13 protein-coding genes are annotated in these 15213 nt (G+C 69.0%); 9 read left to right on the plus strand and 4 right to left on the minus strand.

The annotated features are described in order from the left end of the window. On the plus strand, positions 1-2025 hold the full coding sequence (locus CFB47_RS07975) for an NADPH-dependent 2,4-dienoyl-CoA reductase (protein WP_089460884.1): 2025 nt from the start codon (positions 1-3) through the stop codon (positions 2023-2025). Between the two features lie 43 nt (positions 2026-2068). Further along, positions 2069-2509, plus strand: coding sequence for a nuclear transport factor 2 family protein (locus CFB47_RS07980; RefSeq protein ID WP_089460885.1), 441 nt, complete (start codon positions 2069-2071; stop codon positions 2507-2509). A 94-nt stretch (positions 2510-2603) separates the two neighbouring features. Here the strand turns inward: CFB47_RS07980 and CFB47_RS07985 are convergent, their stop codons facing one another. Continuing rightward, complete coding sequence (locus CFB47_RS07985; protein ID WP_089460886.1) at positions 2604-3500, minus strand: intradiol ring-cleavage dioxygenase; 897 nt, start codon at positions 3498-3500, stop codon at positions 2604-2606. A 118-nt stretch (positions 3501-3618) separates the two neighbouring features. On the opposite strand from CFB47_RS07985, the gene CFB47_RS07990 reads away from it, so the two are divergent. The 5 genes from CFB47_RS07990 to CFB47_RS08010 all read left to right on the plus strand — a co-directional run bounded on the left by CFB47_RS07990 (position 3619) and on the right by CFB47_RS08010 (position 9946). Beyond that, the gene (locus tag CFB47_RS07990) at positions 3619-4542 is read left to right on the plus strand and encodes a LysR family transcriptional regulator (protein WP_089460887.1); all 924 of its coding nucleotides are present in this window, start codon (positions 3619-3621) and stop codon (positions 4540-4542) included. A 460-nt stretch (positions 4543-5002) separates the two neighbouring features. Next, positions 5003-7093, plus strand: coding sequence for a TonB-dependent siderophore receptor (locus CFB47_RS07995; protein ID WP_089461380.1), 2091 nt, complete (start codon positions 5003-5005; stop codon positions 7091-7093). Further along, positions 7093-7890: an ABC transporter ATP-binding protein gene (locus tag CFB47_RS08000; protein WP_089461381.1), complete on the plus strand. Its 798-nt coding sequence runs from the start codon at positions 7093-7095 to the stop codon at positions 7888-7890. The genes CFB47_RS07995 and CFB47_RS08000 overlap by 1 nt, the downstream gene beginning before the upstream one ends. After that, complete coding sequence (locus CFB47_RS08005; protein WP_373453134.1) at positions 7887-8912, plus strand: ABC transporter substrate-binding protein; 1026 nt, start codon at positions 7887-7889, stop codon at positions 8910-8912. The genes CFB47_RS08000 and CFB47_RS08005 overlap by 4 nt, the downstream gene beginning before the upstream one ends. Next, complete coding sequence (locus CFB47_RS08010) at positions 8909-9946, plus strand: iron ABC transporter permease (RefSeq protein WP_179258931.1); 1038 nt, start codon at positions 8909-8911, stop codon at positions 9944-9946. Before CFB47_RS08005 ends, CFB47_RS08010 begins: the two co-directional genes overlap by 4 nt. Before the next feature lie 50 nt (positions 9947-9996). Here the strand turns inward: CFB47_RS08010 and CFB47_RS08015 are convergent, their stop codons facing one another. Next, complete coding sequence (locus CFB47_RS08015) at positions 9997-11373, minus strand: ATP-binding protein (protein ID WP_089460889.1); 1377 nt, start codon at positions 11371-11373, stop codon at positions 9997-9999. Next, the gene (locus CFB47_RS08020) at positions 11374-12099 is read right to left on the minus strand and encodes a response regulator (RefSeq protein WP_089425887.1); all 726 of its coding nucleotides are present in this window, start codon (positions 12097-12099) and stop codon (positions 11374-11376) included. It abuts the gene before it with no gap. 246 nt (positions 12100-12345) lie between these two features. Between CFB47_RS08020 and CFB47_RS08025 the strand changes: the two genes are divergently transcribed. After that, the gene (locus CFB47_RS08025; RefSeq protein ID WP_089425103.1) at positions 12346-13092 is read left to right on the plus strand and encodes a MipA/OmpV family protein; all 747 of its coding nucleotides are present in this window, start codon (positions 12346-12348) and stop codon (positions 13090-13092) included. Between the two features lie 221 nt (positions 13093-13313). After that, positions 13314-13643 (plus strand): hypothetical protein, encoded by a 330-nt coding sequence (locus tag CFB47_RS08030; protein WP_089439784.1) that lies wholly within the window; start codon positions 13314-13316, stop codon positions 13641-13643. Positions 13644-13794: 151 nt separating this feature from the next. Here CFB47_RS08030 and CFB47_RS08035 read toward each other — a convergent pair whose 3' ends face one another. Next, positions 13795-15039 carry a transglycosylase SLT domain-containing protein gene (locus CFB47_RS08035; RefSeq protein WP_089460890.1) on the minus strand — a complete coding sequence of 415 codons (1245 nt, stop codon included), beginning with the start codon at positions 15037-15039 and terminating at the stop codon, positions 13795-13797. Between the last annotated feature and the right edge of the window lie 174 nt (positions 15040-15213).

Genomic DNA, 15213 nt, shown 5'->3' on the forward strand with positions numbered 1-15213 from the left:
ATGACGTCGCGTTACCCGCATCTGACGACCCCGCTCGAGCTCGGCTTCACGTCACTCAGGAACCGCGTGCTGATGGGGTCGATGCACGTGGGCCTCGAGGAAGCGCCGAACGGCTTCGAGCGGATGGCGGCGTTCTATGCGGAGCGGGCGCGCGGCGAGGCCGGCCTGATCGTCACGGGCGGATTCGCGCCGAACGAGCGGGGCCGTCCGGCGCCCGGCGGCGCGATGCTGACGACCGAAGCGGAAGCCGAGCGTCATCGCGTCGTGACGCGCGCGGTGCACGCGGAGGGCGGCAAGATCGCGCTGCAGATCCTGCATTTCGGGCGCTACGCGTATCACCCGGCGCTCGCTGCACCGAGCGCGCTGAAGGCGCCGATCAACCCGTTCACGCCGCATGCGCTGACGAGCGATGAAGTCGACGAGACGATCGCCGATTTCGTTCGATGTGCGGCGCTCGCGCAGCATGCGGGTTACGACGGTGTCGAGATCATGGGGTCCGAAGGCTATCTGATCAACGAATTCATCGCCGCGCGGACGAACCATCGCGACGACGCATGGGGCGGCGCGTACGAGAACCGCATCCGTTTCCCGGTCGAGATCGTGCGGCGCGTGCGCGAGCGGGTCGGCACGAACTTCATCGTCATCTACCGGCTGTCGATGCTCGATCTCGTCGAAGGCGGCTCGACGCTCGACGAAGTGATCCGGCTCGCGCAGGCGATCGAAGCGGCCGGTGCGACGATCATCAACACGGGTATCGGCTGGCACGAGGCACGCATTCCGACCATCGCGACGAAGGTGCCGCGCGCCGCGTACGCCTGGGTCACGCGGCAGTTGATGGGCAAGGTCGGCATCCCGCTCGTCGCGACCAACCGGATCAACACGCCGGAGGTCGCCGAGCAACTGCTGGCCGACGGCTATTGCGACATGGTGTCGATGGCGCGGCCGTTCCTCGCCGATGCCGAGTTCGTGCGCAAGGCGCGGGAAGGGCGCGCGGACGAAATCAACACGTGCATCGGCTGCAACCAGGCCTGCCTCGACCATACGTTCAGCGGCAGGATCACGTCGTGCCTCGTGAATCCGCGCGCGTGCCATGAAACCGAGCTCGTGATTCGCCCCGCCCAGCACCGCAAGCGGATCGCCGTGGTCGGCGCCGGGCCGGCAGGCCTCGGCTTCGCGGTCACCGCGGCCGAGCGCGGCCATGCGGTGACGCTGTACGAAGCCGGCGCCGAGATCGGCGGCCAGTTCAACATCGCGAAGAAGGTGCCCGGCAAGGAAGAGTTCAACGAGACGCTGCGCTATTTCCGCCGGCAGCTCGAACTGCGCGGCGTGACGCTCCACCTCAATACGCGCGCGACCGCCGAGTTGCTGCTGCAACGCGAATTCGACGAAGTGGTGATCGCGACGGGCATCGTGCCGCGCACGCCGCCGATCGACGGTGTCGGGCACGCCAAGACGCTCGGCTATCTCGACGTGCTGCGCGACGGCAAGGCGGTGGGTCGCAATGTTGCGATCGTCGGCGCCGGCGGGATCGGCTTCGACGTCGCGGAGTATCTGGTGCATCGCGACGGCGCCGAGCACGTCGACGCCGACCGCTTCTTCGCCGAGTGGGGTGTCGACCGGTCGTATGCGAACGCAGGCGGCTTGCGTCATGCGCACCCCGAGCCGGCGGCGCGGCAAATCCACATGCTGCAGCGCAAGGCATCGAAGGTCGGCGACGGGCTCGGCAAGACCACCGGATGGATCCACCGCACGGCGCTGAAGGCGCGCGGTGTCGGGATGTCGTCGGCGGTGACCTACCGGCGTATCGACGACGAGGGATTCCACGTGACGATCGATGGTGTCGAGCAGACGCTGCCGGTGGACAACGTCGTGATCTGCGCGGGACAGGAGCCGTTGCGCGAACTGGCGGAGCGACTGGAGGCCGCCGGGCGCAAGGTCCATGTGATCGGCGGTGCGTACGAAGCGGCCGAGCTCGACGCGAAGCGCGCGATTCACCAGGGCACGACGCTTGCCGCCACCCTTTGACACTGATTCGTTTCCTTTCCGCCCGACGATACTGGAGTCTTCGATGACGAACGCAACGCTGCATCTTCAACCCGCTGTCGCGCAATCGCTCGACACGTGGCACGCGATGGTCGAACGCAAGGATTTTGGCGCACTGGAGTCGATTGTCCATCCGGACGCCGTGTTCCGTTCGCCGATGGCGTTCAAGCCGTACGGGCCGGCGCCCGCGCTATTGCTGGCGCTGCGCACGGTGATCACGATCCTCGAGGATTTCACCTATCACCGCCAGTTCGTCACCGACGACGGCGAGAGCGTGGTGCTGGAGTTCAGCGCGGCCATCGGCGAGAAGGCACTGAAGGGGATCGACATGATCCGCTTCGACGACGACGGGCGGATCGTCGAGTTCGAGGTCATGATCCGGCCGTTCAATGCGCTGCAGGCACTCGGCGCGGAAATGGGCGCGCGGCTCGCGCAGCAGTTGCCGTCGTTCAAGCTCGGCGGCTGAGTCGGGGCGATGGCGGCGCGACGGGCGCCGCGCGCTTGGCGCGCGCGGTGTGCCTGCACGCGCTCGCAGTCAGTTGCGCCCGCAGCATTTCACGTCACGACGTGGCGGATCGTGCGGCGCGCTCCGCGGGATTGAGCACGAAGTCGTATTCGAGCGTGTAGAACGGCGTGTCCATGCGCGAGCCGTCCGGCGCGATGCCGGGCGCGTGCCGGACCCAGTCGGCGACGAGCGTCGACCGTACGCCGAACACCGCATCGGAGTCGAGATAGCGGTCGCCGTCGCGGAACACGTGCGTGATCAGCGTGTCGTAGCCGCGCGCCTCGATCATGAAGTGCAGGTGCGCGGGGCGCCACGGATGACGGCCGAGCGCGTCGAGCATCGCGCCGACGGGGCCGTCGTGCGGAATCGGATACGGCTCGGCGAGAATCGAGCGGAATGCGTACCGGCCGTCGGCATCCGTGCGCAGCCGGCCGCGCGCGCGGTGCGTGACCGAGCCGTCGTCGGCCGGAAGCTGCACGTCGTAGTGCCCGTCCTCGTCGGCTTGCCAGACTTCGAGCGACGCGTGCGCGATCGGCAGGCCGTCGATGCCGCACACGTGGCCCGACACGAAGCAGGGCTCGCCGCAGGCGCCGTTCGCGATGTCGTCGAACATCCCGAAGTCGCGGCTGCCTTCGACGTAGAACGGGCCGAATACGGTCGCCTCCGTGCAGCCGGCCGGCTTCGCATGGTTCTGCGCGGTGACCAGGGTCGACAGCCCGAGCACGTCGGAGAGCAGGATGAACTCCTGGCGTTTGTCGTCGGTGATGTGGCCCACCGCCGTCAGGAAGCCGATCGCGCTTTGCCATTCGGCCTCGGTGAGCTTCGTCTCCCGTGCAAACGAATGCAGGTGCTGGACGAGGCTGGTCATCACCGTGCGCAACCGCTCGTCGCGACAGCCGCCCAGCGACGCGATCACGGCCTGTGTGATGGTGTCTTCGTCGAGATTGCGCATAGGGGGTGTCTCCTGATGTCGTTGGATAGCGCGTTGACGTAACATTAATTCCTCCCTGGATCGTAAAAAAGAGGGTTTGGGGGAGTTTTGTTCTCCGCCAGGTGGAAGAATCGAGCGCATGGACAAGTGGACGCAGATCGAATTTTTCGTGCAGGTGGCCGAGCTGGGCAGCCTGTCGAAGGCCGCCGAGCGGCTCGGGATGTCGAGCGCGGCGGCGAGCCGCTGCCTGAACGCGCTGGAGGAGCGGCTGGGGGCGCGGCTCGTCGAGCGCACCACGCGGCGCCTGTGGCTGACCGACGCCGGGCATGAATACCACCGGCGTTGTGTGGCAATCCTGATGGAACTGTCGGAGGCCGATGCGGCGGTCAACGAGGCGAGCGTCAACCCGGCCGGCACGCTGCGCGTGACCGCGTCGGTATCGTTCGCGTCGATCTATATCGCGCCCGCGTTGCCCGAGTTCCATCGGCGCTACCCGAACCTGAACGTGCAGATCGTCGCGGCGAACCGCTATCCGGATTTCATCGAGGCCGGCATCGACGTGGCGATCCGCACGCGCGAGCATGAAGCGGATTCGGGCATCACCGTGCGCAAGCTCGCCGAGACGCGGCGCGTGCTGGCCGCGTCGCCCGGGTATCTGGCGAAGCACGGCGCGCCGGCGACGCCCGATGCGCTGTGCGACCACCGGCTGCTGGTCTACAACCTCGCGAACGATCCGTACGTGCTGCATTTTCGCCACGGTGCGAAGAAGCAGTCAGTCACGATCAAGAGCGTGCTCGATGCGAACGAAGGGCAGGTGATCCGCGCCGCGGCGCTTGCCGGGCTCGGCATCCTGATCCAGCCGCTCTACATCATTCACGACGATATCGTCGCCGGGAAGCTGGTGCCGGTGCTCACCGACTGGCAACTGCCGGCGCTCACCGTCAACATCGCGTACCAGAGCCGCCGTCACCAGCCGGCGAAGATCCGCGTGTTCACCGAGTTCCTGATCGAGCGCGTCGAACGCCTCGGGTTCGCGCGCAAGTGGAAGGAAGTCGGCCGCTGATCGCAGGCCGGCGCCCAGGCCGCGTCGGAGTGCTTGCGCGGGCAAGCGCGCGCGATCGGCGTGCAACTGCGCGACATGTGGGCGCCGGCGGCGGTCGTGGCCGTGAAATACCAGCACGCGTTCGCGCTGCACAACCGTGCCGCAGGGCGACAAGCCGTGGGGCGGCTCAGTTTCCCGTTGCAGGCGTGACGGACGGCCACGGCCGCGCGCCCGACCGGGACAACCTGACAAAATCCTGACGAATCAAGATGATATATTGTATCATCTGAGGTTTGCGCCACCGGCGGCGCGCTGCCGAGCGCGGCAGCGTGCGGCGCCACCATCCGAAGATCGATACGACGTGACGAAAACCAGACACACCCCGGCGCGCGGGGAGCGGCACCCCGCCGCATCGCGCCGGAACGCCGACGCCTGGCGCGCCCGCGCGGCACGCGGCTGCACGACCCTGCTGGGCTGCGCGATGGCGACCTCCGGCGCGTGGGCCGCCGAAGCGGCCGCACCCGCACCGGACGAACGGCATGCGCTGCCGGCGATCAACGTCAGCGCACCATCCGTACCGGCCGACCCGCTGACGCAACCGCTCGAGACCGGCTCGCGACTCGGGCTCGCGAGCCTCGACACGCCCGCGAGCGTCGAGACGGTCACGGCCGACACGATCGACGCGCGCGGCGATCGCACGGTGCTCGACGCGGTGACGCGCACCGCGGGGTTCTCGAGCGCGATGGCGCCCGGCACCGGCGGCACCGCATTGAGCGTGCGCGGCTTCAGCGGACAGGAATCGGTGATGACGCTGCTCGACGGCGTGCGGCTGATGCCGGCGGCCGGCACGATCACGTTCCCGTTCGACACGTGGTCGGTCGAGCGCATCGAGGTGCTGCGCGGCCCGGCGTCGGTGCTGTACGGCGAAGGGGCGATCGGCGGCGTGGTGAACGTGGTGCCGAAGCGGCCGCAGCGCACGCGCGAGACGACGCTGCAGGTCGGTGTCGGCCTGGATGGTGCGAAACGCGCCGCGTTCGATACGACGGGCGCGCTCGGCCCGCGGCTGTCGTATCGTTTCCATGCAAGCGATGCGCGCGCGAACGGTCTCGCCGGGCGGGCCGATACGCATACGACGGCCGTCGGCGGCGCGCTGAAGTTCGACGTGAGCCCGACGCTCACGCTGACGCTCGACTTCGACTACGGCCGCCAGATGCCGGCGACTTACTATGGCGTGCCGGCGCCGAACGGCATACTCGATCCGTCGCTGCGCAAGGTCAACTACAACGTCGGCGACGCGTCGATTGCCTATTACGACCAGTGGACGCGCCTGTCGGCGACCTACCGGCCGACGGCCGGCGTGACGATCGACAACCAGCTCTACTACCTGACGTCGAACCGCCAGTGGCGCAATGCCGAATCGTATGCGCTCGATACCGCGACGGGTCGCGTCACGCGCAGCGACTATCTCGACATCGGCCACCACCAGCGGCAGATCGGCGATCGGCTGAGCGCACGCTTCGACGGCACGCTGTTCGGCCGCGCGAACCGCTTCGTCGTCGGCACGGAATTCAGCCAGATCACGTTCAGCGGCACCAACAATTCGCCGTACGGCGGCGAATCGACGGTGCCCGCGCACGGCTTCGATCCCGGCGCGTTCACGAGCCCCGACCCGACGGTGCCGCAGTTCAGCACGCGGGCGCGGCAGGCGGCGGTATTCGCCGAGAACCGGCTCGAAGTGCTGCCGCGGCTCGCGTGGGTGAGCGGTCTGCGCTACGACCACATCGCGTTCAGCCGCGAGCAGGCGGCAACCGGCGCGGGCTTCGACAAGCGTTTCGCGAACGTCGGCTGGCGCACCGGCTTCGTGTTCGAGGTCGCGCCGACGCTCAGCGCGTATGCGCAGTACACGACGGGCGCGGAGGGCCTCGGCTCGCTCGTGACGCTGTCCGCGTCGCAGGCGGGCTACCGGCTCGCGACTGGCGAACAGTGGGAAGCCGGCGTCAAGCAGACGCTGCTCGATGGCCGCGCATACTGGACGTTCGCCGTATACGACATCACGAAGCGCAACCTGCTCACCACCGACCCGTTCAATCCCGCACTGCGCCAGCAGGTCGGCCGGCAATCGTCGCGCGGCATCGAGCTGACGGGCGGCGCGCGGTTGCCGCACGGCTGGGCGGTCGATGCGAACGTCGCGCTGCTGCGCGCGCGCTATGACGCGTTCAACCAGAAGGTCGGCAGCGAGACGGTGTCGCGTGCGGGCAATGCGCCGGCCAACGTGCCGCAGCAGACGGCGAACCTGTGGCTCGGCTGGGCGTTTGCCGAGCGCTGGCAGGCGAACGCGGGCGTGCGCTACGTCGGTGCGACCTACGGCGACGACGCGAACCGCGTGCAGGTGCCGTCGTACAAGGTGTTCGACGCGTCGCTGCGCTGGCAGCCGACGTCGCGCACCGAGCTGGCGCTGATCGTGCGCAACCTCGCGAACCGCACGTATGCGGTGACGACGTCGAACGGCGGCGAGCAATGGCTGCTCGGCCCGTCGCGCTCGGCGGAGCTCGTCGCGACGATGCGCTTCTGATGCGGCACGGCTCGACTCCCGTGACGCACATGCTCGACATCGAGCGCGTGAGCTGGTCTCCCGGCGGCGCGATCACCGTGCTCGATTCGGTGACGCTGAGCGTGGCCGAAGGCGAGTTCGTCGGGCTGGTCGGCCCGAACGGCAGCGGCAAGACGAGCCTGCTGCGCTGCGTGTTCCGTTACGCGCGGCCCGATGCGGGCCGTGTCGCGCTCGATGCGCAGGACGTGTGGCGCATGCGGCCGCGCGCGGTCGCGCAGCGCATCGCGGTGCTGCAGCAGGAGACGCCGGACGATTTCGGGCTGACGGTCGACGAACTGGTCGGCATGGGGCGCACGCCGCACCAGCGGCTGCTCGATGCGGAGACGGCGGATGATCGCCGGATCGTCGACTCCGCGCTGCACGACGTCGGCCTCGTCGAGCGCCGTGCGCAACGCTTCGCGTCGCTGTCGGGCGGCGAGAAGCAGCGCGCGCTGCTGGCCCGCGCACTCGCTCAGCAACCCGAACTGCTGCTGCTCGACGAACCGACCAACCATCTCGACCTGCGCCATCAGCTCGAATTGCTCGCGCGCGTGCGGCGCCTCGGCATCGCGACGCTCGCCACGATTCACGACCTCAATCTCGCGGCCGCGTATTGCGACCGGCTCCACGTGCTGGCGCACGGCAGGGTCGTCGCATCGGGCGTGCCGGCCGACGTGCTGACCGAAGCGCTGCTGCGCGACGTGTTCGGCGTCGCCGCGCTCGTCGATCGCCATCCCGTCACGGGCCGGCCGCGCATCACGCCGCTTCATCCGGAATGACCGCCATGCCGTTTCCTGTCTTGTCCTCCGCGTTGTCCTCCGCCTTGTCCACTTCGTCGCCTGTATTCCGCCGGCTGCTTGCCGCGACCGTGCTCGGCTGCGCGGCCGCTCAAGCGTGGGCCTATCCCGTCACCGTGCGCAGCTGCGATCGCGACGTGACGTTCGAGCGCGCGCCGACGCGGGCGGTGAGCAACGACGTGAACCTGACCGAGATGATGCTCGTGCTCGGCCTGAAGGACCGGCTCGTCGGCTACACCGGGATCGGCGGCTGGAAGACGGGCACCGCGCGCGTGCGTGAAGCGCTGCGCGGCGTGCCCGAACTGGCGAGCCAGTATCCGTCGCTCGAGGTGCTGGCGGCCGCGCGCGCCGACTTCTATCTCGCGGGCTGGAACTACGGGATGCATGTCGGCGGCCCGGTGACGCCCGCGACGCTCGCGCCGTTCGGTATCCGTGCGTACGAGCTGACGGAATCGTGTTCGCACGTGATGAAGCAGGCGGCCGCGTCGTTCGACGACGTGTTCCGCGACCTGAGCAATCTCGGCCGGATCTTCGGCGTCGACGCGCGCGCCGCACAGGTCGTCGCGTCGATGCGCACGCGTCTCGCGGCGGTGTCGCATGCGATCGGGCATCCGGAGCCGCTGCGCGTGTTCGTCTACGACAGCGGCACCGACAAGCCGATGACGGCCGGCGGGCTCGCGATGCCGACCGCGCTGCTGGCGGCGGCCGGCGCGCGCAACGTGATGGCCGACCTGCCGCGCAGCTGGACGCAGGTGAGTTGGGAAAGCGTGGTCGCGCGCGATCCGCAGGTGATCGTGATCGTCGACTATTCGGCCGTGACGGCTGCGCAGAAGCAGCAATTCCTGCTGAGCCAGCCGTCGCTCGCGCGCGTGGCCGCGATCCGCGACCGGCGCTTCATCGTGATTCCGTACGATGCGGCGACGCCCGGCCCCGAGAACGTCGCGGCCGTCGAGACGCTGGCGCGCGCGCTGTATCCGGCCGCGTTCGCCGGGCCGGCGCGATGAGCATGCAAGTGCATGCAGCGCGGCCCGCCATGCGCGTGGTGCTGCCGGCGCTGGCGCTGCTGCTGATCGTGTCGATCGTCGCGTCGGCCGCGTTCGGGCCGGCGCCGATCGCGATGCCGGCGGCGGTGCGGATCGTCGCCACGCACCTCGTGTCGCCGTTCGGCGAGGCCGGCGCAGTGGCGGCGGCGGGCGACGACAGCATCGTCTGGCTGATCAGGATGCCGCGCGCGCTGCTGGCCGCGATCGTCGGCGCGACGCTGGCGGCGGTCGGCGTGGCGTTGCAGGCCGCGACCGCGAACCGCCTGGCCGATCCGCATCTGCTCGGCGTGAGTGCCGGCGCGATGCTCGGCGCCGTCGCGGTCACCGTGATGGCCGGCGCGGCATTCGGCCCGTTCACGCTGCCGGCCGCCGCGTTCGCGGGCGCGCTCGCCGCGACCGCCTGCGTCGTCGCGCTCGCTTACCGGCGCGGCCGGCTCGAATCGGACCGGCTGCTGCTCGCGGGCGTTTCGGTGTCGTTCATGATGGCCGCGTTCGGCAACCTGCTGCTGTATCTGGGCGACCAGCGCGCCGCGTCCTCGGTGTTGTTCTGGATGCTCGGCGGCGTCGGGCTCGCGCGCTGGGATCTGCTGCCGGTGCCGGCCGTGTGCGCGGCGCTCGCCGGCGGCGCGTTGTACGCGCGCCGGCGCGAACTGAATGCGCTGATGTCGGGCGATGTTGCCGCGGCTGCGCTCGGCGTGCCGAGCGCGCGGATGCGGCGCGAGGTGTTCGTCGTCGCATCGTTCGCGACGGGCGCGATGGTGGCGGTGAGCGGGGCGATCGGCTTCGTCGGGCTCGTGACGCCGCATCTGTGCCGTCGCGTCGTCGGCGCCGAGCACGGCAGGCTGCTGCCGGTGGCCGCGCTGACGGGCGCGATCCTGCTCGTCTGGGCCGATGTGGCCGCCCGCACCCTCGCGGCGCCGGAGGATCTGCCGATCGGGATCGTGACCGCGATGTTCGGCAGCCTGTTCTTCGTTGCACTGCTGCGCCGCCGCTGAGCGGCGCGCAGATCAGGCGAGGGCGGCCGGGGCGCCGCCTGCCGCGCGCGTCATTGCCGCGGGAGGGCCATGCCGGTGCTGCCGCCGAACGCGTCGGCATGCGCGAGGGGCTCCGGCAAGTCGAAGAGGTTGTCCGGCAGCGTCAGCGCGGGCAGCGTGATCACGAAGCGTGCGCCGCCGAGCGGCGAGTCCTCGAGCCGCACGTCACCGCCGTGCACCTGCGCGACGCGCCGCACGATCGCGAGCCCGAGCCCGAAGCCGCCGGTCTGCCGGTCGCGGCTGGAGTCGAGCCGCTGGAACGGTTCGAACACGCGGGCGCGTTCGGCGGCCGGAATGCCGGGGCCATCGTCGTCGACGCTCAACACGAGCGCGCCGGACGCGTTGCGCTCGGCGGCGAGCAGCACCGTGCGCGACGCGTAACGCGCGCCGTTGCGGATCAGGTTCAGCAACGCGCGCGCAACCAGCTTCGGGTCGCATACGTGGGTCGCGGGCGCGTCGAGGGCCGACACGTCGAGCGTGATGCCGCGATCGACGATGTCGTTCGCGACGTTGCCGGCGACGCTGTCGAGCAGCGCGTCGACGACGACTTCCATCGGCGCGAGCTGGCTTGCCCCCTGTTCGAGCCGGCCGATCGTCAGCAGCTCCGTGACGAGCTCGTCGAGTTCGCGCACGTCGCGCCGCAGCGCGTCGCGGCGTTCGCGCATCCGGGCCGTTTCGTCAGGCTCGGCGAGCAGAGCGAGCCCGAATTCGAGCCGCGCGAGCGGCGTCTTCAGTTCGTGCGAGATGCCGTGCATCATTTCGCGCTGCTGCTTGATCGACGCCTCGATGCGCTCGGCCATGTCGTTGAACTGCTGCGACAGCTCGTAGATGTTCGACTTGCCGGACAGCTTCACGCGCGTCGACAGCGTACCGGCGCCGAATGCGCGGGCGGCTTCCTGCAGCCTGCGCAGGTCGCGCCAGTGATAGTGAATCCACAGCACCACCGCGAACAGCGCGCTGAGCGCGAGCAGCATGTACGCATAGATCTTGATGTCGAGGCTGAATGCTTCGATCGGCCGCGCATGCAGCACCGAACCATCCGCGAGCGGCATGTAGTAATCCTTGCGGTCGTAGCTGATCGAAATCCGGCCGGCGTCGAGATCGCGCAGCGGCTCGCCGCTCAATTGCGCGCGGGCGGTGGCCATCGGCATGAAGTCGAACCGTTCGTTGCCGTATTTCGCGAGCTCGCGCAGTGCGAACTTGCGCTGCTCGCCCGGATGGCGTTCGAGATAGTCGTTGAGCACGAACGCGTAGGTCGTCAACGAGTCGCGTTCCGCCTGCGCGCTGCGATCGTAGAAGATCCGGTCGAACGACATCTGGACGAAGACGATCGACGCCGCGACGAACACGATCACGACGAGGTACAGCCGAATCAATGGGCGGAGCATTTATTCGTCCCACGCGGAAGGGCTGAACAGGTAGCCGCGGCCCCAGATCGTCTTGATCTTGTGCGGCTCCGACGACGCATCCTCGAAGCGGCGGCGCAGCTTCGAGATGCCGGAATCGACCGAACGGTCGAGTCCGTCGAACTCGATGCCGCGCAACTGCTTCAGGATGTCGTCGCGGCTCAGCACGGTGCCGGCCGCGCGCGCGAGAATCAGCAGCAGGTTGAACTCGGCGGTCTTCAGGTCGACCGGCTCGCCGCGCCACGTGACGGTGCGGTTCGGCGGCGAGATTGCCAGTTCGCCGAACACGAGCGCTTCGGGCGCGGCCACCGGCGCTTCCGCGACGGCCGGCTGCGCGCGGCGCAGCAGCGCGCGGGCGCGGGCGACCAGCACGCGCGGTTCGATCGGCTTCGTCACGTAGTCGTCGGCGCCCGTCTCGAGGCCCGCGACCTGGTCGTAGACGTCCAGGCGCGCGGTCAGGATCAGCACGGGGACGTTGGTGAACGCGCGGATGCGCCGGCAGACTTCCATCCCGTCGAGGTTCGGCAGCATCAGGTCGAGTATCACGAGGGCCGGCTGGTGCTCGCGCACCGCGGCGACGGCGAGGTCGCCGCGTCGCACGACCGTTACCGCGAATTCATAACCGTCGAGGTATTCGCGGACGAGCTGCGCCAGGCGGTCGTCGTCTTCGATCAGCAGTACACGGTATTTGAGTGGGTCTTCGTTCATAGTCTCCTCGAGGCGCACGCGCCAACGCACGCCCGGGCACGCCGGTGCGTGGCGCGGCACGCGAATTCTATCCGGCGCGCCGAAGGCCGGGGGAGCGGGGCGACAATCTCGAACAATCGAACACAATTGAGCACAGATTCCCCGAATATTCAGGACAGTCGCGGCGCAGGGCGGCACCTAGACTGCGGGCTCCGTCACTCTTATCTCAATATTGTGCGCCCAATACTTCGCCGCTACCGCTATTGCATGCCGCTCGCCGGCCTGACCCTCGCCGCCGCCGCCCACGCGGAAAACCAGTATTCGCTGTCGCTGGGTGGCGGTATCGCGCCGCGCTACCCGGGCAGCAACCAGTCTCGCGGCGTCGTCGCGCCGGGTTTCTCTGCGAAGTTCGGCAATGGCTTCTTCATCGACAGCACGCAGGGCGCCGGTTACCGGCTGGACCTGCCGCACGGCGCGTTCGTGTCGGCGGCGGTGAGCTATGACCCGGGGCGAGCCGACGAGAACCGCCTCGACTTGCCTGGCTCCGACTACCTGAAGGGCATGGGCCGCGTTCCGGGCTCGGTGCTGGTCGGCGTGCGCGCGGGCGTGACGCTGTTCAACGCGGCGGAACTGAGCGTCACGATCGACTCGCCCGTGACCCACACGTCGCGCGGCGTGTCGGGGCACATGGATCTCGCGGTGCCGGTGTTCAAGACCGCGCAGCACGAGATCATCGTGACGGGCACCGTGCATGCGGGCTCGGGGCGCTATACGCAGACGTTCTACGGCGTGACCGATGCGCAGTCGATGACGAGCCGGTTCCGGCCGTATTCGACGCGCGGCGGGATCGACAGCGCGTCGATGGCGCTCGCGTGGAACTGGACGCTGTCGCAGCACTGGTCGGTGCTCGCGACCGGCGGCGTGACGCGGCTGCTCGGCCGCTACGGCGACAGCCCGATCGTCCAGTCGCGCAGCAACTACTACGCCATCGCGGGCGCGACCTACAAGTTCTGAGCGAATCGTCGCGGCACGCATCGTGTGGCGCAGCCGGCCTGCTCGTGCCGTCACGCCGCGCGGCGTGCGGTAACATGCAGGCGGCTTCGGCGGCAGGCCGAACCCGCGGCTGCGGGCACGCGGAATCGGCGTGGCCCGGGCGCGCGGACCGAACATGCATGCCACGCCCGGTCGGCCGGGAACGCCGTACAGGTTCCGCCGGGCGCAACAGGGAGAATCCGATGAAGAAGACGATCGCGATGGTGATGGCGCTGGTTGCGGGCGCAACGTTTGCGGGATGCACGGACATGAAAACGAAGAATGCGACCGCGGGCGGCATGGTGATGAATGGCGAGCCGGCACGTACTTCGCAGGCCTGCAAGGCGGACGCGGGGCCGGACGACGCGCTGGTCGGCAAGACCGAGGCCGATGCGGCGGCGCAGCTGGACGGCTGCCTGTGGCGCGTGCTCGAGCGCGACGGCACGTCGTTGCCGGGCACGATGGATTACCGGCAGGAACGCCGCAATCTCGGTATTCGCGACGGCAAGGTGATCTGGGTGCGGCGCGGGTGAGCGGTGTGGCCGGTGGCGGCGTGCGTGCGGGTACGCGAGCGCGTGCCGTCGACGTCGCGCTATCCGAACCGGGTGGACGACATGACCGCGCCCGAGCTGCCGCCGACCGTGGCGCAATGATCGCCGCGCGACGCGTGCGACCGGCGGTGCGCTACTTCGAGATGTACCACAGCGCATCCGCGCTGGCGCGCGACGGCTGAGGCTGAGCGGCTGCAGCCGGCACCTGGGCCGGCGCGGGCGGCGGCGTGTTCGACGTGATCGCGGTCGGCAGCGTGGCCGGAACGTTCGCGGTCGACGGCGAGGCCGCCGCGGTTCCCGACGTCGAAGGCGTATTCACGTACCACAGCGCATCGGCCGACGCCGTGCGTTTTGCCGCGGTCGCGGTCGCAGCCGCCGGATTGGCCGCCGTATTCGTCGCCGCATTTGCCGCCGTATTCGCCGACTTTTTCGACCCGGCGGCCGCAGCTGCACCCCCCGTCCCTGCCTGCGCCGTCATCCCGGCGCCATTGCCCGCGCTACGCTGCGCGCGCGCCTCGAACGGCCCGAGCTGGAAGATTAACGTTTGCGCGGGACGCGTCAGGACGGCATACGGAAACTGCAGCTCCCACGACATCAGTACGCGCCCGGACGACGTCTCGGTGAAGATCGCCGGCACGTGCTTCATGTCGCTGAACTGCACGTAGATCCGCGCGCCGTCGTCGAAGACCTGGGTCGGCTTCGCCTGGTCCGCCCCCGTGACCGTCCATCCGAAGTTGTACGAGCCGGCCGGGCCGGCGGGGCCGCCTTGCGGCGGCGGAGGCGGCGGAGCCGACGAAATCGTGCGCGGACGCGTGACCTGCGGCGGGGCGGACACGCTCAGGCTCGCGAACGGGTTGTACGCCTGGGCCTGTTGCGGCGGCGTAAAGGATGGGGGAAGGATGGGCATGGGAGTATCCGGCGAATCCGGCATGGTCCGGATTGCATCATAGACCTTGCGCGCATACGCGAGGCGCTTGTCGGGCGAGGCGGAGTTGTACGCGCCGATCGCGTTCCAGTTGGCGCCGAGCTGGCGAATGTTCTGCGACAGGATCCACGCGCCGACATACGCGTTCGTGCAGGCATCGAACAGGCTCTCACGCGTGATGCCTTCGCGCGCGAGCGTCGGCAGCCAGGTGCTGTTGATCTGCATCAGGCCGATGTCGACCGTGCCGTTCGTGTTGGTGTTGACGGCGTTCGGATTCATGCCCGACTCGACCTGCGCGATGCCGCGCATCAGGCTGACGCTCACGTGCTGGAACGCGGCCGCGTCGTCGAGGCAATCGGCCCGCGCGACGCCGGTGAGCGCGCACGACAGCGCAATCGTCGCGGCGATTTTCGGCGTTGCTCGGCTGATCGAACGGGTTGTCTGACGCGGCATGGCAGGATGGGGCGGAATCCGGCCGCCCGGTGCAAGGAAATTACGCAGACGCGAAGTGTGCCATAGCGCGCACGCAAATGGCTCACGTCAAACTTTCCTTTGCATTTGCCCCAAGCATTCACCACGCATTTTTATCGTGTCCGATCACGCGATTCGGCGAAGTATTATCGGTAA

Source organism: Burkholderia sp. AU27893, assembly GCF_002223205.1.
Taxonomy (GTDB): Bacteria; Pseudomonadota; Gammaproteobacteria; order Burkholderiales; family Burkholderiaceae; genus Burkholderia.

Excerpts from the sequence above, each read along its gene's own strand:
- CFB47_RS07975 (WP_089460884.1), top strand. The coding sequence starts at position 1 with ATGACGTCGCGTTACCCGCATCTGACGACCCCGCTCGAGCTCGGCTTC.
- CFB47_RS07980 (WP_089460885.1), top strand. The coding sequence starts at position 2,069 with ATGACGAACGCAACGCTGCATCTTCAACCCGCTGTCGCGCAATCGCTC.
- CFB47_RS07985 (WP_089460886.1), bottom strand. The coding sequence starts at position 3,500 with ATGCGCAATCTCGACGAAGACACCATCACACAGGCCGTGATCGCGTCG.
- CFB47_RS07990 (WP_089460887.1), top strand. The coding sequence starts at position 3,619 with ATGGACAAGTGGACGCAGATCGAATTTTTCGTGCAGGTGGCCGAGCTG.
- CFB47_RS07995 (WP_089461380.1), top strand. The coding sequence starts at position 5,003 with ATGGCGACCTCCGGCGCGTGGGCCGCCGAAGCGGCCGCACCCGCACCG.
- CFB47_RS08000 (WP_089461381.1), top strand. The coding sequence starts at position 7,093 with ATGCGGCACGGCTCGACTCCCGTGACGCACATGCTCGACATCGAGCGC.
- CFB47_RS08005 (WP_373453134.1), top strand. The coding sequence starts at position 7,887 with ATGACCGCCATGCCGTTTCCTGTCTTGTCCTCCGCGTTGTCCTCCGCC.
- CFB47_RS08010 (WP_179258931.1), top strand. The coding sequence starts at position 8,909 with ATGAGCATGCAAGTGCATGCAGCGCGGCCCGCCATGCGCGTGGTGCTG.
- CFB47_RS08015 (WP_089460889.1), bottom strand. The coding sequence starts at position 11,373 with ATGCTCCGCCCATTGATTCGGCTGTACCTCGTCGTGATCGTGTTCGTC.
- CFB47_RS08020 (WP_089425887.1), bottom strand. The coding sequence starts at position 12,099 with ATGAACGAAGACCCACTCAAATACCGTGTACTGCTGATCGAAGACGAC.
- CFB47_RS08025 (WP_089425103.1), top strand. The coding sequence starts at position 12,346 with ATGCCGCTCGCCGGCCTGACCCTCGCCGCCGCCGCCCACGCGGAAAAC.
- CFB47_RS08030 (WP_089439784.1), top strand. The coding sequence starts at position 13,314 with ATGAAGAAGACGATCGCGATGGTGATGGCGCTGGTTGCGGGCGCAACG.
- CFB47_RS08035 (WP_089460890.1), bottom strand. The coding sequence starts at position 15,039 with ATGCCGCGTCAGACAACCCGTTCGATCAGCCGAGCAACGCCGAAAATC.